Source organism: Actinophytocola sp. (genome assembly GCF_035634895.1).
Classification (GTDB): domain Bacteria; phylum Actinomycetota; class Actinomycetes; order Mycobacteriales; family Pseudonocardiaceae; genus Actinophytocola.
In genome coordinates this window covers 39,373-58,511 of the sequence record NZ_DASQCC010000006.1, presented here as the reverse complement: position 1 = coordinate 58,511, position 19,139 = coordinate 39,373, and the positions used below count along the sequence as shown (strand labels likewise).

The 19,139-nt window shown below is 71.7% G+C and carries 19 protein-coding genes; 8 read left to right on the top strand and 11 right to left on the bottom strand.

Annotation, left to right across the window (positions count from 1 at the left end; genetic code table 11):
* Positions 1-104: 104 nt before the first annotated feature.
* Positions 105-989: a Gfo/Idh/MocA family oxidoreductase gene (locus VET29_RS01530; RefSeq protein ID WP_324913530.1), complete on the bottom strand. Its 885-nt coding sequence runs from the start codon at positions 987-989 to the stop codon at positions 105-107.
* A 68-nt stretch (positions 990-1,057) separates the two neighbouring features.
* Between VET29_RS01530 and VET29_RS01525 the strand changes: the two genes are divergently transcribed.
* The 3 genes from VET29_RS01525 to VET29_RS01515 all read left to right on the top strand — a co-directional run bounded on the left by VET29_RS01525 (position 1,058) and on the right by VET29_RS01515 (position 3,967).
* Entirely contained in the window at positions 1,058-2,248 is a 1,191-nt protein-coding gene (locus tag VET29_RS01525; protein ID WP_324913528.1) for a cytochrome P450, read from the top strand.
* A 118-nt stretch (positions 2,249-2,366) separates the two neighbouring features.
* Positions 2,367-3,191 (top strand): NUDIX hydrolase, encoded by an 825-nt coding sequence (locus tag VET29_RS01520; protein ID WP_324913544.1) that lies wholly within the window; start codon positions 2,367-2,369, stop codon positions 3,189-3,191.
* A complete protein-coding gene (locus VET29_RS01515; RefSeq protein ID WP_324913526.1) occupies positions 3,188-3,967 on the top strand; it encodes an MBL fold metallo-hydrolase in 780 nt (259 codons plus the stop codon). The genes VET29_RS01520 and VET29_RS01515 overlap by 4 nt, the downstream gene beginning before the upstream one ends.
* Positions 3,968-4,191: 224 nt before the next feature.
* Here the strand turns inward: VET29_RS01515 and dnaN are convergent, their stop codons facing one another.
* The 4 genes from dnaN to VET29_RS01495 all read right to left on the bottom strand — a co-directional run bounded on the left by dnaN (position 4,192) and on the right by VET29_RS01495 (position 8,122).
* Positions 4,192-5,280 carry a DNA polymerase III subunit beta gene (gene dnaN / locus VET29_RS01510; RefSeq protein WP_324913524.1) on the bottom strand — a complete coding sequence of 363 codons (1,089 nt, stop codon included), beginning with the start codon at positions 5,278-5,280 and terminating at the stop codon, positions 4,192-4,194.
* A 10-nt stretch (positions 5,281-5,290) separates the two neighbouring features.
* The gene (locus tag VET29_RS01505; RefSeq protein WP_324913522.1) at positions 5,291-6,532 is read right to left on the bottom strand and encodes an MFS transporter; all 1,242 of its coding nucleotides are present in this window, start codon (positions 6,530-6,532) and stop codon (positions 5,291-5,293) included.
* A gap of 463 nt (positions 6,533-6,995) precedes the next feature.
* Positions 6,996-7,670, bottom strand: a complete 675-nt coding sequence (locus tag VET29_RS01500; RefSeq protein ID WP_133908086.1) for a Crp/Fnr family transcriptional regulator — start codon at positions 7,668-7,670, stop codon at positions 6,996-6,998.
* A 146-nt stretch (positions 7,671-7,816) separates the two neighbouring features.
* Positions 7,817-8,122 (bottom strand): hypothetical protein, encoded by a 306-nt coding sequence (locus VET29_RS01495; protein WP_324913518.1) that lies wholly within the window; start codon positions 8,120-8,122, stop codon positions 7,817-7,819.
* 180 nt (positions 8,123-8,302) lie between these two features.
* Here VET29_RS01495 and nth point away from each other — a divergent pair, with 180 nt between their 5' ends.
* Genes nth through VET29_RS01475 form a run of 4 tightly spaced genes read left to right on the top strand, consistent with a single transcriptional unit; the run spans position 8,303 to position 11,516 of the window.
* Positions 8,303-9,016 carry an endonuclease III gene (nth, locus tag VET29_RS01490; RefSeq protein ID WP_324913516.1) on the top strand — a complete coding sequence of 238 codons (714 nt, stop codon included), beginning with the start codon at positions 8,303-8,305 and terminating at the stop codon, positions 9,014-9,016.
* Between the two features lie 40 nt (positions 9,017-9,056).
* On the top strand, positions 9,057-9,641 hold the full coding sequence (locus tag VET29_RS01485) for a TlpA disulfide reductase family protein (RefSeq protein ID WP_324913514.1): 585 nt from the start codon (positions 9,057-9,059) through the stop codon (positions 9,639-9,641).
* The gene (locus VET29_RS01480; protein WP_324913512.1) at positions 9,634-10,308 is read left to right on the top strand and encodes a CoA pyrophosphatase; all 675 of its coding nucleotides are present in this window, start codon (positions 9,634-9,636) and stop codon (positions 10,306-10,308) included. Before VET29_RS01485 ends, VET29_RS01480 begins: the two co-directional genes overlap by 8 nt.
* A 23-nt stretch (positions 10,309-10,331) precedes the next feature.
* Positions 10,332-11,516, top strand: a complete 1,185-nt coding sequence (locus tag VET29_RS01475) for a MarP family serine protease (protein WP_324913510.1) — start codon at positions 10,332-10,334, stop codon at positions 11,514-11,516.
* A 34-nt stretch (positions 11,517-11,550) separates the two neighbouring features.
* Here the strand turns inward: VET29_RS01475 and VET29_RS01470 are convergent, their stop codons facing one another.
* The 5 genes from VET29_RS01470 to VET29_RS01450 form a co-directional block, all read right to left on the bottom strand.
* Complete coding sequence (locus VET29_RS01470) at positions 11,551-12,924, bottom strand: alpha/beta hydrolase (RefSeq protein ID WP_324913508.1); 1,374 nt, start codon at positions 12,922-12,924, stop codon at positions 11,551-11,553.
* Between the two features lie 89 nt (positions 12,925-13,013).
* Positions 13,014-13,949 (bottom strand): alpha/beta hydrolase, encoded by a 936-nt coding sequence (locus VET29_RS01465; RefSeq protein WP_324913542.1) that lies wholly within the window; start codon positions 13,947-13,949, stop codon positions 13,014-13,016.
* Between the two features lie 20 nt (positions 13,950-13,969).
* Entirely contained in the window at positions 13,970-14,473 is a 504-nt protein-coding gene (locus VET29_RS01460; RefSeq protein ID WP_324913507.1) for a phage holin family protein, read from the bottom strand.
* Positions 14,474-14,519: 46 nt separating this feature from the next.
* On the bottom strand, positions 14,520-15,656 hold the full coding sequence (nhaA, locus tag VET29_RS01455) for a Na+/H+ antiporter NhaA (protein WP_324913540.1): 1,137 nt from the start codon (positions 15,654-15,656) through the stop codon (positions 14,520-14,522).
* A 75-nt stretch (positions 15,657-15,731) separates the two neighbouring features.
* A complete protein-coding gene (locus VET29_RS01450; protein ID WP_324913505.1) occupies positions 15,732-16,442 on the bottom strand; it encodes a VIT family protein in 711 nt (236 codons plus the stop codon).
* A gap of 53 nt (positions 16,443-16,495) precedes the next feature.
* Here VET29_RS01450 and VET29_RS01445 point away from each other — a divergent pair, with 53 nt between their 5' ends.
* A complete protein-coding gene (locus tag VET29_RS01445) occupies positions 16,496-17,086 on the top strand; it encodes an NUDIX hydrolase (protein WP_324913502.1) in 591 nt (196 codons plus the stop codon).
* Here the strand turns inward: VET29_RS01445 and acs are convergent.
* A complete protein-coding gene (gene acs, locus VET29_RS01440; RefSeq protein WP_324913500.1) occupies positions 17,075-19,063 on the bottom strand; it encodes an acetate--CoA ligase in 1,989 nt (662 codons plus the stop codon). The genes VET29_RS01445 and acs overlap by 12 nt on opposite strands.
* Positions 19,064-19,139: the final 76 nt, after the last annotated feature.

Genomic DNA, 19,139 nt, shown 5'->3' with positions numbered 1-19,139 from the left:
CCGGACCGGTCCGGCCGACACGGCAAACCGGCCGCGGGTCCGTTCGATCAGCCGAACCAGAACGGCCCGGTGATCATCAACGGCGTGCCGCCGCACGAGCGGGGCTACCCGGCCAACTGATCGGTGACCCGGCCGAGTATTCGCTGGATGTGCAGGCCCCGTCGCACGTCGAGCGGGTGCTCGGCCGTGTTGGTCGCCACGAGGCCGGTGAAGTCGTCCAGCAGGGTGGCGTAGCGCTCGGGTGCCTCGCCGCTGGCGTTGAACGGCAGGAACCCCTTCGGCCCGTGCACGGCGAAGTCCGTGACGGCCGGCTGGACCGGCGTGTGCATGGACATCGTCGCGGTGCTCAGCCTGCCGCCGTCGTGGCCGAACATGACGTGCCACAGGCCGGGTTTCGTGAGCCGAGCCTGCTCGACGCTGGTGACGGTGCCCAGCGCGGCGTCCAGCAGGTCGAAGACGTGCGGGCCGATGTCCGCGAGCGCGCCGCCGTCGTGCCGCCACCGCGAGCCGTCGTACCTGGCCTCGAGCAGGGTGCCGGAGAACCAGCGGGCCTCGCCGCCCACCCAGTCGTCCACGGCGTGCACCGCCTCGAGCCATCTCCGGGTGGCCGCGGCGTACCGGAAGGTCAGCACCAGCATGGACGCGACGCCGGCCCGCTCGACGGCGTCGACCAGCTGTTGTGCGTCGCTCGTGTTCCCGGCGAGCGGCTTCTCGAGGACGAGGTGCTTGCCGGCGCGAGCGGCTCTGGTGGCTAGTGGCGCCTGCACGGCGGGCGGCACCGCGAAGGCGACGGCGTCGACCTGGGCGAGCAGCTCGTCGAAGTCGTTCGTGGGGACGGCGCCGTGTGGTTCGGCCACCTCGGCCGCCGCCCCGGCGCGCCGGGCCCAGACCGCGGCGAGGCTCGTCCGCGGATGAGCGGCGATACCCGGCGCATGCAGCCTGCTCGCCCACGGTCCCGCCCCGACCAGTCCCATCCGCAGCACGTTCATGGACTCATCCTGCCCTCTGAAACCGCTGTGAAGGCGCGGCGAAACCGGGTGGCCGCAGCTTTGTCGCCATGACCTCAGACACCGTCTCCGCTCTGCCGATGACCCGTCCGGCGGGCTGTCCCTTCGACCCGCCCGAGGAGCTGGGTCGCCTGCGCGAGCAGGGTGGCCTGCACCGGCTGGCCTTCCCGGACGGGCATGTCGGCTGGCTCGTGACCGGCTACGCGCTGGCCCGTGCCGTGGCGGCCGACACCCGGTTCAGCTCCCGGTACGAGCTGATGCACCTGCCCTACCCCGGCGTGGGCATGACCGAGCTGTCGCCGGCCGCGCCCGGCGACCTCACCGGGATCGACCCGCCGGGGCACACCCGCTACCGGAAGCTGCTGACTGGCAAGTTCACCGTCCGCCGGATGCGGCTGCTGACCGAACGCGTTGAGCGGATCACCGCCGAGCACCTGGACGCGATGGCGGAGCAGGGCCCGCCGGTGGATCTGATGGAGGCGTTCGCGCATCCCGTGCCCGCGATGACGATCTGCGAGCTGCTCGGCGTGCCGTACAGCGACCGGGAGTTCTTCAACCGGCACGTGGCGGCGTCGAACGCGCCCGGTGCGACGGCGGAGGAGCAGATCGCCGCGTTCAGCGCGATCGGGGAGTACGTGCACAAGCTCGTGGTGGCCAAGCGCGCCAACCCCACGGACGACCTGCTCAGCGACCTGACCACGACCGACCTGACCGAGGCCGAGCTTGCCGGCCTGGGGACGTTCCTGCTGGGCGCCGGCCTGGAAACGACCGCGAACATGCTGGCGCTGGGGACGTTCGCCCTGCTGCGGAACCCCGCTCAGTTCGAGGCCCTGCGTGCCGACCCCGGCATCGCGGAGGGAGCCGTCGAGGAGCTGATGCGGTACCTGTCGATCGCGCACACCGGCCTGCGGGTGGCGCTGGTGGACATCGAGCTGGGCGGCGAGGTGGTCAGGGCCGGGGAGAACGTGGTGGTCTCGGTCCAGGCCGCGAACCGCGACCCGGCGCGGTTCGCCGACCCCGACAGCCTCGACGTGCGCCGGCACGCGACCGGTCACCTGTCGTTCGGCCACGGCATCCACCAGTGTCTGGGCCAGCAACTGGCCCGCGTCGAGATGCGCGTGGCCTTCCCGGCCCTGGTGACCCGTTTCCCGACCCTCCGCCTGGCCGTCCCACCGGAGGAGGTCCCGATGCGCTCCTCGATCAACATCGACGGCGTGTACGGGCTTCCGGTGGCCTGGTAGCCCACGCCGGATCGCGGCACACCGTGTCAGGTGGCTTACTCGGCCATCCGGGAGCTCCGCGCCGAAGTAGGCTCCTAGCGTGCGTGAGCTGCCGAAGGAGTTGACCCTGCCCTCCGGGATGGTGCCGCCCGCCCCGCCGGACCCACCCGTGACCCCCAAGGACGCGGCCACCGTCATGCTCGTGCGGGACTCCCCGGACGGCCTGGAGGTGTTCCTCCAGCGGCGGGTCATGGGCATGGCGTTCGCCGGTGGGATGACCGTCTTTCCTGGTGGTGGCGTCGACCGGCGTGACGCGGACACCTCCGTCGCCTGGCACGGGCCCTCGCCTGCCTGGTGGGGCTCGAGGTTCTCCTGTGACCTCGCGCTGGCGCGCGCACTGGTGTGCGCCGCCGTGCGCGAGACGTTCGAGGAGTCCGGGGTGCTGCTCGCCGGGCCCGACGAGACCAGCGTGGTCGCCGATGTGCGGCCCTACGCCGAGGCGCGTGCCCAGCTCGTGAACCGGGACCTCTCGCTGGCCGGGTTCCTCGCCGAGGCCGGGTTGGTGCTGCGCGCCGACCTGCTGCGGCCGTGGGCGGACTGGGTGACGCCGGTCGAGGAGAGCCGCCGCTTCGACGCCAAGTTCTTCCTGGCGCGGCTGCCCGAGGGCCAACGTGCCGACGGCGCCACCTCCGAGGCACAGGACGCCCGGTGGCAGCGCCCCGGCGACGCGCTCGACGACTGGAAGGCCGGCCGCAGCGGGCTGCTGCCTCCGACCTGGACGACCCTCGCCGAGCTGGAGGAGTGCCCGACGGTGGCCGACGCGATGGCACGGGAACGCGTGATCACCAAGCTCATGCCCCGAGTGGCCCGCGAGGGGGACACCCTGCGCATCGTCCTGCCCGGCGACCCCCTGTACGACGACGCGCCGAACCACCTCGACGCCCGACCGGACGACAAGCTGTGACCGCCCACCCGGCCTACGGCGAGCTGCGGCAGGTCACCCCGTCCGCGGGCGTGGTCCTGGAGGACAACCCCGGCGCGATGACGCTCGAGGGCACCAACACGTGGCTCCTGCGTGCCCCCGGCGCCACGACGTGCGTGATCGTCGACCCCGGCTACGAGGACGTGCCGCATTTGACCCGGGTCGCCGAGGCGGCGGGGGAGGTCGAGCTGATCCTCGTCACCCACCAGCACCCGGACCACGTGCAGGGCGCGCCGTGGCTCGCGGCGCGGGTGGACGCGCCGGTCCGCACCTTCGACCCGGCCCTGTGCGTGGACGCGCCACCACTGACCGACGGCGAGGTCGTCGTCGCGGCCGGCCTGTCGATCGAGGTCCTGCACACGCCCGGGCACACCGAGGACTCCGTCTGCCTGGCGGCGGACGGCGCCGTGCTGACCGGCGACTCGATGCTCGGCCGCGGCACGACCGTGATCTCGGACCTCGGCGCCTACCTCGGCTCGCTGCGCAGGCTCACGTCGGTACCGCCGGGCACGCCCGCACTGCCCGGCCACGGCCCGGAACTGCCGGACGTCGCCGCGACGGCCCGCGAGTACCTCGCCCACCGCGAGGAGCGGCTGAACCAGGTACGCGCGGCACTGCGCGAACTCGGCCCCGGCGCCACCCCGCGCCAGGTGGTGGAGGTCGTCTACCGAGACGTGGACCAGTCACTCTGGGCACCGGCCGAGTGGTCGGTCCGCGCACAGCTCGACTACCTCCGCACCACAGGCGAGGCCAGCTAGCGCGGGCGGCCACACTCCCGCCAAGGTAAGGCAAGGCAAGGCACGCGAAGCAAAGGCAAGACACGCAACGCAAAGGCAAGACACGCAACGCAAGGCAAGCCGTGCCCCGTCCACCGCCGCGCCGCCAGCCCTGGACCGCGACGAACGCTCCCGTCCGGCTCGCGGCACGCCCGCGGCCCCAGCATGGGCCGTCGTGCCTTGGTGGGCCGTAGTGCCGTTTTTGGTTATTTCGGCGGGAGCATGGGCATCACCACGTAGCGGACGGCCGGTTCGGTCTTCTCCACCGCCGAGAAGACCGTCGCGCGCATTCCTGGTTGGATCTCCATTCGGACCTGTTGGCCGGTGAAGCAGCGGAGTGCGTCGGTCAGGAAGCGCGACTGGTACGCCTGGCCGGTCCGCCCGCCGTCCGCGGTCGCCTTGACCGACTCCTCCGCCTCGCCGGCTCGCTGGTCCGCCGCCCGGACGCGGAGCTCACCGTCGCCGACCTCGATCAGGAGCACGCCGCGGGCATCGGTGTACAGGCCCACCCGCCGGACCGCGCCGGCCAGCGCGTCGGCGTCCAGCGTCAGCACCGTGTCCACGTCGGACAGGTGGATCTTGGACTCGTGCAGGAACGAGCCGTCCAGGACGGCCGTCGTCGCCAGGGTGGCGCCCCAGCCGAGGCCGAAGCGGTCGCGTTCCGCGTACACCGTCACCTCGCCCGGCGGGAGCTGCTTCGCCAGCTCGCTCAGCAGGCTTGCCGGCACCAGTGCGTCCACAGACGAACCCGACCACGGCAGGGACGCCAGCGCCATCTGGTACCGGTCCGTCGCGACCATGATCAGCCGGTCCGCCTCCGAACGGATGCGGACGCCGGTGAACATGGGTAACGCGTCGTCCCGCGACGCCGCCAGCACCGTCGTCGCCAGCGCCGAGGCGAACTGGCCGCCGTCCACCGTGCCCGCCACCGGCGGGGCCGCACCCACACCCGGGTGGACGTCGGCGTCCAGCATCGGTAGCGCGTAGCGCGCGCCCGGCGCGCGGATCGCCAGCTTCGTGCCCTCCACCACCAGCCGGACCTGCTCCTGCTCCAGCGCACGTAACGTGTCCGCCAGCGGCTTGGCCGGCACGAGCACCCGCCCCTCCGTGTGCACGACCGCGTCCCGCGTGACTCGCGCCGCGCGCTCGCGGTCGTTGGCGGCCAGCGCCACGTCGGTGGCCGACGCGGTGAGCAGCAAACCGGCGAGCACCGGGTCGATGAGCTTGCCCGGTACCAGCTTGACCAGCGCCGATGCGGCGCCGGCCAGCTCTGTTGTGGTGACGGTGACGTCCATGGCGAACAAGCTAGACCCGGGCACCGACAATCTCGATCTCGTCGCGTGGCGAGGGCTGTTCGGCGAGCGTCCGGCGGCGCGCGAACACCGCCAGCGCGATCAGCAGCCCCGCCACGCTCGACACCACGAAGGACGACCACACGCCGACGTGCTCGACGAGGTACCCGCTGGTCGACTGCCCCGCGGCCAGCCCGATCGTCACCGACGTGACGACCCAGCCGAACGCCTCCGTCGCGGAGCCCGCCGGCGCGACCAGGTCGATCGACGTCGAGTGGGTCGTCGACTGCGGAGTGATCCACATGCCCGCCACCAGCGACAGCAGCGCCAGCCCCCACAGGCTCGACGGGATGGCCAGCGGGGCGATCAGCAGCGCGAACACGCCGAGCAGGAACGGCAGCCGCATGCTCATCCGCCGGGGCCACGGGTGCGCGGCGTACCACACGCCGAAGATCACCGAGGTCAGCGACCACGCGGCCAGCATCACGCCGCCCAGCGGCGCGTGCCCGGCCTTCGTGGCCGCGGCCGGCACCGCCACCTCGACGAACCCGACCGTCACGCCGAAGCCGAGCGCCGCCAGTGCCACCGTGCGCATGCCCGGGGTCGACAGGGCGCCGAGCAGCGAGCCGCCGGCCGACGGCGCCGGGCGGACCGCACGCACGACGCTGGTCAGCGCGAACCCGACCGCGCCAACGGCCATGCATGCCGAGCTGAACACGAGCGCGGTCCCCGCCCACGGCGCCGCGACCATGACGCCGGCCAGCGCCGGGCCCAGGATGAAGAACACCTCCAGGCTGATCGCCTCGTACGCGAACGCCGCGTGGCGGATCGGGCCGGGTGGCAGCAGGTGTGTCCACAGCGCCCGCGAGGCCGAGCCGATCATGGGCTGGGTCACGCCGATGAGCCACCCGAGCCCGACCAGGACCGGGCCCGGCCGGTCGGTCTCGATCGCCGTGATCTCGGCGACGACGGCCGCGGCGAACAGGGCGGTCATGACCAGGAGCGGCCTGGTGGGGCCGTTGCGGTCCATGATCCGGCCCTGTGCGACCGCGCCGATCGCGACGCCGATGAGCGTGCCCGCCGAGACGAACCCCGCGATCGTGAACGAGCCGGTCCTCCGCTGCACGTACAGCAGCACGGCGAGACCGACCATGGCGATCGGCATCCGTGCCAGCAGGGACATGAGGACGGGGGTGCGCGCGCCGGGCGTGGTCAGCGCGGCGCGGAAGTCGGCGATGCCGGCGGAGTCGGACACGCGGGCCAGTGTGGCAGATTTTGGTACGCAAGTACCAATTAAAATAACTCTGGTCACGTTTTGGTAACGACCGGTTGGAACCGCACAACGACCGGGTACTCGGTCGAGTCCTCATGACAAGAAAAGTTCAGCTGCCGGGTAACGAACCGCGGCAGCGGGACGTTCAACACAACAAGCTCCCTCCGGCAGACATGGGTCGGGGCCTAATGGTTCGGAGGGCGGGGAGCGTGAGCCGTCGGGGGATGGCTCACGCAAGCGAGGAGCCGGAGCGCCGCGTCGGGGGCGGCGTCCGGTTCCTTTGCTTTACACAGACCTGAAAGTCGATCCGAGGAGGTCCGTCCACAGCTCGCGGAGTTGTCCACAGGTTGTCCACAAGTGGATGCAGCTCGGTGACATCAAGGACGGTGACACCAACGAAGAAGGCCCGCGAGCCGACGGCTCGCGGGCCTTTCTGGACAGTCGACTACCGGGCGCGGCGCGCCAGGCGCTCGGGGTCGAGGATCAGCACGCTCTTGCCCTCGAGCCGCAGCCAGCCGCGGTGTGCGAAGTCGGCCAGTGCCTTGTTGACCGTCTCCCGCGAGGCGCCGACGTACTGCGCGATCTCCTCCTGCGTGAGGTCGTGCATCACCCGCAGCAGGCCGGCCTCCTGGCTGCCGAACCGCTGGGCGAACTGCAGCAGCGCCTTCGCCACCCGCCCGGGCACGTCGGTGAAGATCAGGTCCGCGAGCATGCCGTTCGTCCGCCGCAGCCGGCGGGCGATGACCCGCAGCAGCTGTTCGGCGATCTCCGGGCGAGTGGCTATCCACTGCCGCAACGCCGGCCGGTCCATCGTCCTGGCGACGACCTCCGTGACGGTCGTGGCGGTGGAGGTCCTCGGCCCCGGATCGAAGATGGACAGCTCGCCGAACATGTCCGCCGGCCCGAAGATCCCGAGCAGGTTCTCCCGGCCGTCAGGAGACTTGCGGCCTAACTTCACCTTGCCCGACTGGATGATGTACAGACGGTCGCCAGGTTCGCCTTCCGCGAAGATCACGTGCCCACGCGGGAACTCCACGGTTTCCAGCGTCTGAGCGAGCGCTTCAGCGGCGGCCGGTTCGACACCCTGGAAGATGCCGGCCCTGGCAAGGGTCTCGTCCACCTGCGTCCCTCCCAATCAGAATGAGCAGCGACCAGCGGCAACGGCGCCCTGATCACTCCTGGGAGTGTAGAGCGTGTGCGGTGGATCACCTCGCAGGGCGTACTCCCGGTATGTCGACCCGGCGCGTTCGGCCCGTCATGCCGGGCTCAGCGAGGCTGCTGCCGCTTGAGTGAGGGCGGCACCGGGATCACGACGGTCTGCGCGTTCATGACCTTGCGTGCCCGGGCCCGGCCACGGCGCCTGCGGACCCGGAACAGCTCCAGCGCCCGGCCGATCCCGTGCCCGTACAGCGCCCGCACCTCGTCGGGGCTCGGGTTGTCCAGGAACGCCTCGACCTCGTCCTCACGGACGGAGCCTGGCCGGAGCCGGGCCTCCACCCGCTCCATGAACAGGGCGAAGAACATCACCAGGACGGGAACGACGAAAACCAACCAGACACCTGCTGTAGTCATCTGTGTGATCCTCGCTCAGGTCAGCGGGACGAACGGGTCCTCGATGGGTAGACGTCCAGGGTGGCGATGAGGTTGTACGGCGGCCCGTAGGCTAGCGGGGTGCCGCCTGCTACCCGACAGCTACCCCGAGCTGAGTCTGTCAAAACGCCGCCGACCGCGCTCGTTCGACGGGCTCGCCGAATGACCCGGGTGCTGGCCGAGGCGTTCCCGGACGCGCACTGCGAGCTGGACTTCACCAACCCGCTCGAGCTGACGGTCGCCACGATCCTGTCCGCGCAGAGCACCGACGCGCGGGTCAACCTGACCACACCCGCGCTGTTCAGGCGGTACAGGACGGCCGCCGACTACGCGGGCGCGGACCGCACGGAGATGGAGGAGCTGATCCGGCCGACCGGCTTCTACCGCAACAAGACCTCCTCGCTGATCGGCCTCGGCACCGCGCTCGTCGAACGCTTCGGCGGCGAGGTGCCGAACAGGCTGGACGACCTCGTCACACTGCCCGGCGTGGGCCGCAAGACCGCGAACGTCATCCTGGGCAACGCCTTCGGCGTCCCGGGCATCACGGTCGACACGCACTTCGGCCGCCTGGTCCGGCGCTGGGAGTGGACCGAGCAGGACGATCCCGTGAAGGTCGAGCACGAGATCGGTGCGCTGATCCCCAAGAAGGACTGGACGATGCTGTCCCACTGGGTGATCTTCCACGGCCGCCGGGTGTGCCACGCCCGCAAGCCGGCCTGCGGCGCGTGCGTGCTCGCCAAGGACTGCCCGTCCTTCGGCACCGGCCCGACCGAGTTCGAGGTCGCCGAGAAGCTCGTGAAGGGACCGGAGGCGCCGCACCTGCTCGAGCTGGCCGAGAAGGTGCGCGGCGGGTACAAGGCGGGGCACGCGAGGTGAGCGGAGCTTTCCGGTGCCGCGCGGCGGGCGAGGAGTCGGCGTGAACGGAGTGCGTTGGGCCGTCGCGGTGGTGATCCTGATGATCGCCGGCGTGGTGGCCATCTGGCCGCGCTCCGATCCCGCCCCCACGCCGGTGGAGGCCGCGCAGAGCGGCCAGGACCTGCGTCAGGCCCGTGCCGAGGCCGGGCTGCCGTCCTGCGAGCGGGGGTCCGATGGGCCCGCCGACCTGAGCGGGATCACCGCGGAGTGCCTCGCGGACGGGGATCCGGTCGACGTGGCGGCCGCGCTGAACGGACCCGTGCTGGTCAACGTGTGGGCCACCTGGTGCGAGCCGTGCCGGACCGAGCTGCCGGTCCTGTCCCAGTACGCGCGGGAGCCGGGCGCCATGCGGGTCGTCACGCTCGGGGTCGAGTCGCGGCCGGCCGACGCGCTGGAGCTGTTCACCGCGCTGAAGGTGCGGCTGCCGGGCCTGCTGGACGAGTCCGGGAAGGTCAAGCGGAAGCTGCACCCGGCCGCCCTGCCGTCGTCCTACCTGGTCGCGGCCGACGGCAGCCTCACGCTGATCAGGAACCCGCCGGTGTTCCGCTCGGTCGACGAGGTCCGGCAGGCAGTGGCGCGTGGCTGAGCAGGGACCACTCGTCGACCCCGCGACCGTGCCCGGCTGGCTGCGGCCGGTCGTCGAGGCCACCCGTGACCTGGACCCGGAGATCTTCCGCCGCGTGTCCGGGCCGTCGGTGAACCCGCGCGACGCGGCCGTGCTGATCCTGTTCGGCGAGCACGAGAACCACGGCCCGGACGTGCTGTTGCAGCTGCGTGCGAACAGCGGCGGCGCGCACTCCGGCCAGGTCGCGTTCCCCGGCGGGTCCAGCGAGCCGGATGACGACGGCCCGGTCGCGACCGCGCTGCGGGAGGCCGTCGAGGAGACCGGCCTCGACCCGGCCGGCGTGCGCCCGCTGGCGGTGCTGCCCGCGCTGGGCATCCCCGTGTCCGGCTTCCACGTCACGCCCGTGATCGCGCACTGGGAGGTGCCGAGTCGCGTGTGGGCGGTCGACCCGGCGGAGAGCGCGGCAGTGGCGCGGGTGCCCCTGACTGAACTGGCCGACCCGGCGAACCGTTTCACCTGTAGGCATCCGTCGGGGTTCCTGGGACCCGCGTTCGCGCTGCCGGGCATGCTTGTGTGGGGATTCACCGCGGCCCTGCTGACGCTGTTGCTGAGGCTCGGCGGGTGGGAACGGCCCTGGGACGGGTCGGTCGTACGGGACCTTGACGCCGCGTGGCGTTCAGTTGGCTAACGGCGTCGGGAAGGTATGAACGGGTGAACTGGGTCGACCTGGTCGTGGTGCTGCTCGCGATCCTCGCCGCGATCTCGGGGGCGCAGCAGGGCGTGATCACCGCGCTGCCCGCGTTCATCGGGGTGCTGCTCGGCGCCATCGCGGGCATCAAGATCGCGCCGCTCGTGGTCAAGTACATCGAGTCGACGCCGACCAGGGTCGCGTTCGCCGTGGCGATCTTCGTGCTGCTGGTGGCGCTGGGGGAGACGCTCGGGGTGTGGCTCGGCCGCAGCCTCCGCCAGCGGATCAAGTCGCCGAAGCTCGTCAGCGTGGACAAGGCGCTCGGCGCGATCGTGCAGGGCGCCGTGGTGTTCGTGGTGGCGTGGCTGATCGCGTTGCCGCTGGTCACCGTGGGCAACCTGCCCGACCTCGCGTCGGCCATCCGCAACTCGACCATCCTCGGCGGCGTCGACAAGGTCATGCCGCAGGCCGCGCAGGACCTGCCGGACGAGCTGCGCAGGCTGCTGGACGTGTCCGGCTTCCCCGAGGTCGTCGACCCGTTCGACCACACGCCCAACCGCGAGGTCGCGCCGCCGGACCCGGCACTGCAGAACAGCGCGGTCGTGCAGAACGTGCGGCAGAGCGTGCTGAAGATCCACGCTCGGGCGCCGTCGTGCTCGCGGGCACTGGAGGGCTCGGGGTTCGTCATCGCGCCCGAGCGGGTGATGACCAACGCCCACGTCGTGGCCGGCACCAACGAGGCCGCGGTGGAGACCGACCAGGGCGAACTGGAGGCGCGGGTCGTCCTGTACGACCCGGAGACCGACGTCGCCGTCCTGGCCGTGCCGGGCCTGTCCGCGCCGGTGCTGCGGTTCGCGGGCCAGGCGGCGGTGTCCGGCCAGGACGGGATCGTGCTGGGCTACCCGCTTGACGGGCCGTACCGGGCCGCGGCGGCGCGGGTCCGGGACCAGATCAACCTCCGCGGCCCGGACATCTACGACACGAACCAGGTGGAGCGCGAGGTGTTCACGCTGCGCGCGCTGGTGCAGAGCGGCAACTCGGGCGGTCCGCTGGTCGACACCCAGGGCCATGTGATCGGCGTGATCTTCGGTGCCGCGACGGACCGGTCCGAGACCGGCTTCGCCCTCACCGCCGCCGAGGTCTCCGACGAGGTCAAGGCCGCGCCGGGCCTGTCCCGCGAGGTGTCGACCGGCAACTGCGCCGCCTGAGGCCGGCGGCCGGGTGCCCGGCCGCCGGCCGCTCTCAGGCCGCTGCGCAGTGCGTGCCCGGCCGCGGGGTCCTGCCGTTCTGCACGTAGTCGGTGAAGACGGCCCTCGTGCAGTCGGTGCGGTCCGTGACGCCGTGGCCCCAGCCGTCGTAGGTCAGCAGCACGCTGCGGTCGAGCTGCCGGTTGACGCTCAACGCCCACTCGTAGCCGGTCGCCGGGTCGTGCAGCGAGTTCAGGATCAGCACCGGCGGTGCGGACCGGTCGACGTGCGTCCGGTGCTGCGGGTTCGGCGTCTCCGCCGGCCACGCCGAGCACAGCGTCAGCGCGGCGAACGCGAAGTGCGTCCGCATGGTCGGCGCGACCGCGCTCTGCTTGCGCCACATCGCCTCCCACTGCCCCTGCGATGAGATGCGCACCCGGTGGTCGGTGCAGAACGAGGCCAGCGGGAACGGCTCCGGCTCCGCGGCCGCCCGCATGGCCTGGGTGGACAGGCCCTGCAGCAGGGTCGCCGTGTCGGCCCAGCGCGGACCGTAGAGAGTGTTCAGCACGCCCTGGACCAGCCCGAAGGCCGGGACCGGCAGCTCCCCGCGGACCGCGCGGTCGAACAGGTCCCCGTACACCTGACCGACATCCTGACCGTGCAGCACACAGGACGCGTCGGTGGCACACCACTTCGCGAACTCGCCGAACGCGTCCTCGCCGGTCCTGGCCTCGGTGACGGCGAACCGCGTCGGGTCGAGGCTGTGGTCGAACACGCTGTCCAGCACCAGCCCACGAACCCGCTGCGGGAAGTTCTCGACGTACATCTGCCCGGCGAGCGTGCCGTAGGACCGGCCGTACAGGGTGATCTTCCGCTCGCCGAGCGCGGCGCGGACGGAGTCGATGTCCCTTGCGACGCTGACGTTGTCGACGTGGTCGACCAGCGGGCCGGTGTGCTGGCGGCAGCTGTTGCCCAGGTCGCGGGCGTACTCCTGGACGTCCGCGAGCCGCGTGCCGGCCTCGGGCGTGAACTCCGGCATGTTCTCGACCAGCGTCGCGTCGCAGACGACCGGGTTGCTGCGGTTGGTGCCGCGCGGGTCGTAGCTGACGACGTCGAACCGCGCCGCGACGGCCGGTGGCACGACGTTCCCCCGCAGCAGCCGGTTCACGCCGGAGTCGCCAGGCCCACCGGGCATGTAGACGAGCGTGCCCTCCTTCTCGCCGGTCGCCCTGATGCGGGCGATGGCGAGGTCGATCGTGCCGGTCGCCGGGTGTGCGTAGTCGATCGGCACGGTGATCGTCGCGCAGTCGACCGGCGACTCCGGCGCACACGGCGTCCAGCCGACAGCCGGTGCGGCCGCGGCGGTGGTGGTGGCGGTCGCGAAACCGCTGATCAACAAGGCGGCGAGCAGCACTGAGCCACGTTTCATGAATGAGCCTTCCCCAGTGGACTTCCCCAGGCCTCGAGTATGTCCGCCTGATCGACATCGCCGACTCGGGGAAGACCCTGAGATGTCCCCTACCGGGCGAAGAACTCCGTGAGGAGGCGGTTGGTCGCGACCGGCGCCTCCTGCTGCGGGAAGTGGCCGACGCCATCGAGCGTGCGGGTGCGCACCGGCCCGGTGACCCACCGCTCGGCCGCCTTGCGGGTGCGGGGAAGCACGCACGGGTCGAGCGTCCCGGCGATCTGCAGCACCGGCACGGTGATCCGCCGCTGCATGGCCTCGCTGAACCGGCGGCCCTCGCCACGAAGCTGGGCGCGGCCCACCCAGCGGTAGTACTCCAGCGCGCTGTGCGCGACGCCGCGCACCATCATGGCGGAGCGGTGCCGGGCGACGGCGTTGACGAAGTCCGCCGTCTCCGTCCACTCCGGACCGGAGCGGTGTCGCATGAACGTCTCGACCGTCGCCGCGCCGTCGCGGGTGAGCCAGCGTTCCGGCGCGACGGGCGCCTGCGCGCGGAAGACGTACCCGAGCGCGCGGGCCTGGTTGTTCGCCTTGCCGCGCAAGGCGGTCCGGAAGATCTCCCGGCGCAGTGCCATCGGGTGCGCGCCGCCGATGCTGGTCACCGAGCTGACCAGTCGCGGGTGGAACGCGGCGACGGTCCACGCCAGCATGCCGCCCCGCCCGTGGCCGACCAGGTGCGCGCGGGACTCGCCGAGCGCCTTGATGAGCCCGCCGATGTCGCCGGCGAGGGTCCAGGCGTCGTAGCCGCGGGGTGGCTTGTCGGAGTCGCCGTAGCCGCGCAGGTCGACGGCGACCGTGCGGTAGCCGGCGTCGGCCAGCGCGCCGAGCTGGTGGCGCCACGTCCACCAGAAGCCGGTGAAGCCGTGCAGGAGCAGGACCAGCGGACCCTCACCGGACTCGGCGACGTGCAGGCGGATGCCGTTCGCGTGGACGTCACGGTGCACCCAGGGGCCGTCGAGCCGGACGGTCGACGGGTCGGGGCGCACGATGGTGGTCAGGGTCGTGCCGTTCAGGGGCGTTCGAGCCGGCCGGGCTCGTCGTCGCCCCGGTGGCGGAGCGCGGCAACGGTGCTCTTGGCCGAGTCGATCGTGCGTTGCGGCGCGCGGATCCGCTTCAACTTGCGGATGCCGCGCCACACGAGCAGCCCGACCACGAGGATGAACAGCCCGAAGGTGATGAGGAAGCCCACCCAGGGGTGGTTCTCCCAGTCGAACGTGTCGTTGAGGCCCAGCGCGAGCGCGACGAACGCGAACGGCAGTGCCAGCAGGAACACGACGAGCGCGACGATCAGGGAGACGCTGCCGGTGAGGCCCTTCTTGACCTCGCCCGCGATCTCGGTCCTGGCCAGCTCCAGCTCGCCCCTGACCAGGGTCGACAGGTGCGTGGTCGCGTCCCTGACCAGCCCGCCGATCGACTGGTCGGCCGCCGCGCTCGCGTCGTCCGAGAGCGGGATCGACGGAACCCTCGGCAGTTCCGCGCCGTTTCCGTGGCTGTTCTCGCGCGCACTGGTCACCGCGACATCGTGCCATGTGCGTGTCAAAGAAGCTGGCCGGGCGGGGTCAACCCGCCGGACGGGCCTTCGACCGGCGCACCAGGAGCACGGCGGCGAGCAGCGAGGCGACCAGTGACGAGACGAGCACCGCCCCCTTCGCGAGCGCCATGTCCGGCCCGTCGAGCGAGAGGTCGGCGATCAGCAGGCTCACCGTGAACCCCACCCCGCCGAGCATCGCGACCGCGACCAGGTCCTTCGGCGTGACGTCGGCCGGCAGGCGGGCCGCGCCGATCCGGACCGCGAGCAGCGCGGACCCCGTGATGCCGACGAGCTTGCCGACCACCAGCCCGACCATGATCGCCAGCGCGAGCCGGTCGGTGAACAGGTCGCCGAACACGCCCGCGTTGATCGGGATGCCGGCCGCGAACAGCGCGAACACCGGCACGGCGAGCCCGGCGGACCACGGCTGCAGCCGGTGCTCCAGGCGCACGCACGGCGACTCACCCTCGCCGGGGTCGGCCCGCACGCGGGTCAGCAGGGCGAGCGCGACGCCCGCGACCGTGGCGTGCACCCCCGACGCGTGCACGGCCACCCAGGTGGCCACGGCGACGGGCACGTACAGCCAGGGCGTGCGGACGCGCCGGTCCTGGAGCAGGGCGTACAGCCCGAGCAGCGCGACCGCGGTGGCCGCCGCGAGCAGGTTGAACGAGCCGGTGAAGAGGATCGCGATCAGCAGGATCGCGCCGAGGTCGTCCACGACCGCGAGGCTCAGCAGGAACACCCGGGCGCCGCCCGGCAGCCCGGACGCGACCAGCGCGAGCACCCCGAGCGCGAACGCGATGTCCGTGGCCACCGGGACCGCCCACGCCTGTGCCATGCGCGGGTCGCCCCAGCCGACGGCCGTCGCGAGCAGGGCGGGCACGACCATGCCGCCGAGTGCCGCGATCACCGGGAGCAGGGCGCTCCTGAGGCTGGACAGCTCGCCGACGACCAGCTCGCGCTTGAGCTCCAGCCCCGCGACGAAGAAGAACAGGGCGAGGAGCCCGTCCTTGGCCCAGTCACCGACCGTGAGATCGAGGTGCAGGACGTGCGGGGCGAGCCGGGTGTCCCGCAGTGTCTGGTAGGCCTCCGCCCACGGGCCGTTCGCGGCGAGCAGGGCCACCGCGGTGGCCGCGAGCAGGATCGACCCACCGACGGTCTCCATCCGGAGGTAGCGGCCGAAGTCGGTCAACGGATCTCCTCTCCGCCGACCAGACTTCCCGGCACACCGCACGGAATCCTAACCGGTGGTGACCCCGAACAGCACGCCGACGAGGTACGTGACCAGCATCGTCAGCGCGCCGACCCCCACGTTGCGGGTGACCGCCCGGCGGACGTCCGCGTTGCCGAGCCGCGCGCTGACCACCCCGGTGAGCACCAGTCCGACCAGGACGGCCGCCGCGCACGACCAGACGCGCACGCTGACCCCCGGCAGGGCGATGGCCAGCAGCGGCAGCAGCGCGCCGACGACGAACGCGGCGAGCGAGGCCCATGCCGCGTGCCACGGACTGGTGAGCTGGTCCGGGTCGATGCCCAGCTCCGCCTCGGCGTGTGCCTCGAGCGCGTCGTTCTGGGTCAGCTCGTGCGCGACCTCGGCCGCCAGCCCGGGGGAGAGGCCCTTCTCCTCGTAGATCCCGGCGAGTTCCTTCTCCTCCGCCTCCGGCATCGTCTCCAGCTCGTACTTCTCCAGCCGGAGGGCGGCCTGCTCGGTGTCCCGCTGTGTGGAGACGGAGACGTACTCGCCCCCGGCCATGGACAGCGCCCCGGCGACCAGCGCCGCGACCCCGGCGACGACGATCGCGGCCCGGTCGGGGGTGGCGCCTGCCACGCCCACCGCCACACCCGCGACGGAGACGATGCCGTCGTTCGCGCCGAGCACGCCGGCACGCAACCAGTTCAACCGCTGCCCGAGACTCGCTTGGTGGGGCTCACCAGGGTGGGATACAGACACCCGCGTATTGAACCGCGTCTGCCAGCAGCCAGCAGCCCTTAGTGTTCGTCCCCATGAAGCTGCGCTTCCCGCTGCCCGACGGTTGGCACGAGTACTGCGCCGGCTGCCAGGCCGAGACGGTCGAGAAGGTGGCGGCGAACGGCAGGGAGTACTTCGACTGCCGCACCTGCGGCCGCCGCCACGAGCGGCGGATCATCATCGACCCGGCGGTGACCTGGTGGGTCGCGGACGACGGCGAGTACTGGCACGAGACCGCGGGCGTGTTCGTGCGCGACGGCGACCGGTTCCTGTTCTTCGAGCGGACGATGTTCCCGGTTGCCGCGCTGACCGTGCCGGCGGGCCACGTCGACGCGGGGGAGCCACCCGAGCGGGCCGCGCTGCGTGAGCTGAACGAGGAGGCCGGCTGGCGGGCGCCCGGCGTCCGGCACATCGTGACCGAGGACGTCCCCGGCGACTCGTGCCGGCGCGGCTCCGACGCCCACCGCTGGCACGCCTACCTGACCGACTTCGACCCGGCGGCCCGGGTACGGCTGAACGAGGAGGGCGTCAACCCGCGGTGGCTGACGCTCGACGAGGCACTGACGGGGGACCTGACGGTCCCCGTGCGGCGCCTCGTCGAGCGGTACCGGGCGTTACTCCTCTGAGCCGGAGCCCTTCAGGCCGGAGGAGATCAGGTCCATCACCGACGAGTCGGCCAGCGTGGTCACGTCGCCGATCTCGCGGTTCTCCGCCACGTCACGCAGCAGGCGGCGCATGATCTTGCCGGACCGGGTCTTCGGCAGCTCCGGCACGACCATGATCTGCCGCGGCTTGGCGATCGGGCCGATCTCCTTCGCGACGTGGTCACGCAGGGCCTTGATGGCCGCCTCGCCCCTGGCCTCGTCCTCGGCCACGCCGCCACGCAGGATCACGAACGCGACGATGCCCTGGCCGGTGGTCTCGTCCGTCGCGCCGACGACCGCCGCCTCCGCGACCGTCGGGTGCGACACCAGCGCCGACTCGACCTCGGTGGTCGAGATGCGGTGGCCGGACACGTTCATCACGTCGTCGACCCGGCCGAGCAGCCAGATGTCGCCGTCCTTGTCGTACTTCGCGCCATCGCCGGCGAAGTAGAAGCCCTGGTCGGCGAAGCGCGACCAGTACGTCTCCTTGTACCGCTCCTCGTCGCCCCAGATGCCGCGCAGCATCGACGGCCACGGCTTGTCGAGGACCAGGTACCCGCCACCGAGCGCGGCGACCTCGTTGCCCTGGTCGTCGACGACCTTCGCCGAGATGCCCGGGAGCGCACGCTGCGCGGAGCCCGGCTTCGCGGCCGTCACGCCGGGCAGCGGGGAGATCATGATCGCGCCGGTCTCCGTCTGCCACCACGTGTCGACCACCGGCGTGCTGCTGCCGCCGATGGTCTCGCGGTACCAGATCCAGGCCTCGGGGTTGATCGGCTCGCCGACCGAGCCGAGCACCCGCAGCGACGACAGGTCGAACTTGGCCGGGATGTCCGCGCCCCACTTCATGAACGTCCGGATCAGCGTCGGCGCCGTGTAGTACACGGTCACGCCGTACTTCTGGACGATCTCCCAGTGCCGGCCCTCGTGCGGGGTGTTGGGCGTGCCCTCGTAGACCACCTCGGTCACGCCGTTCGCCAACGGTCCGTAGACGATGTAGCTGTGGCCGGTCACCCAGCCGATGTCGGCGGTGCACCAGTAGACGTCACTCTCCGGCTTCACGTCGAAGACGTTCCGGTGCGTGTACGCGGCCTGGGTCAGGTAGCCGCCGGAGGTGTGCAGGATGCCCTTCGGCTTACCCGTGGTGCCCGAGGTGTACAGGATGTAGAGCGGGTGCTCGGCGTCGAAGGCCTCCGGGGTGTGCCGGTCGGACTGGTCGTCCACGACGTCGTGCCACCACAGGTCGCGGCCGTCGGTCCACTCGACGTCGGTGTCCGTGCGCCTGACGACCAGCACGTGCTCGATCGACGGCGTCTGCGCGACGGCCTCGTCCACGGCGGCCTTCAGTGGCGCGGGCTTGCCGCGCCGGTACTGGCCGTCCGAGGTGATCACGAGCTTGGCCTGCGCGTCGTCGATCCGGGAGCGCAGGGCCTCGGCGGAGAACCCGCCGAACACGACGCTGTGGGTCAGGCCGAGACGTGCGCACGCGAGCATCGAGAAGATCGCCTCGGGCAGCATCGGCAGGTAGATCGCGACCCGGTCGCCGGTCTTGAGGCCAAGCGAGAGCAGGGCGTTCGCGGTCTTGGAGACCTCGCGCTGCAGCTCGGCGTAGGTGATCGTGCGGCCGTCGCCCGGCTCGCCCTCCCAGTGGATCGCGACCCGGTCGCCGTTGCCGGCCTCGACGTGACGGTCGACACAGTTGTAGGCGACGTTGAGCTTCCCGCCGACGAACCACTTCGCGAACGGCGGGTTGGTCCAGTCGAGGATCTGGTCCCACGGGGTGTCCCAGCTCAGCTGGCCGGCCTGCTCCGCCCAGAACGCCTCGCGGTCGGCATCAGCCTGCTCGTACAGTTCGGCCTTCGCGTTGGCCTGCCGCGCGAACTCGTCGCTCGGTGGGAACGTCCTGCTCTCGGTGAGCAGGTTGTCCAGCGTCTGGCCCTGGCCGGACTGCTCGGTCATGATGCGGATCCTCCTCGACCCAGTACGGGCGTCTTCTGCCATGACCGTAGTGCTCTATCACGCCCGGGGACAGCAA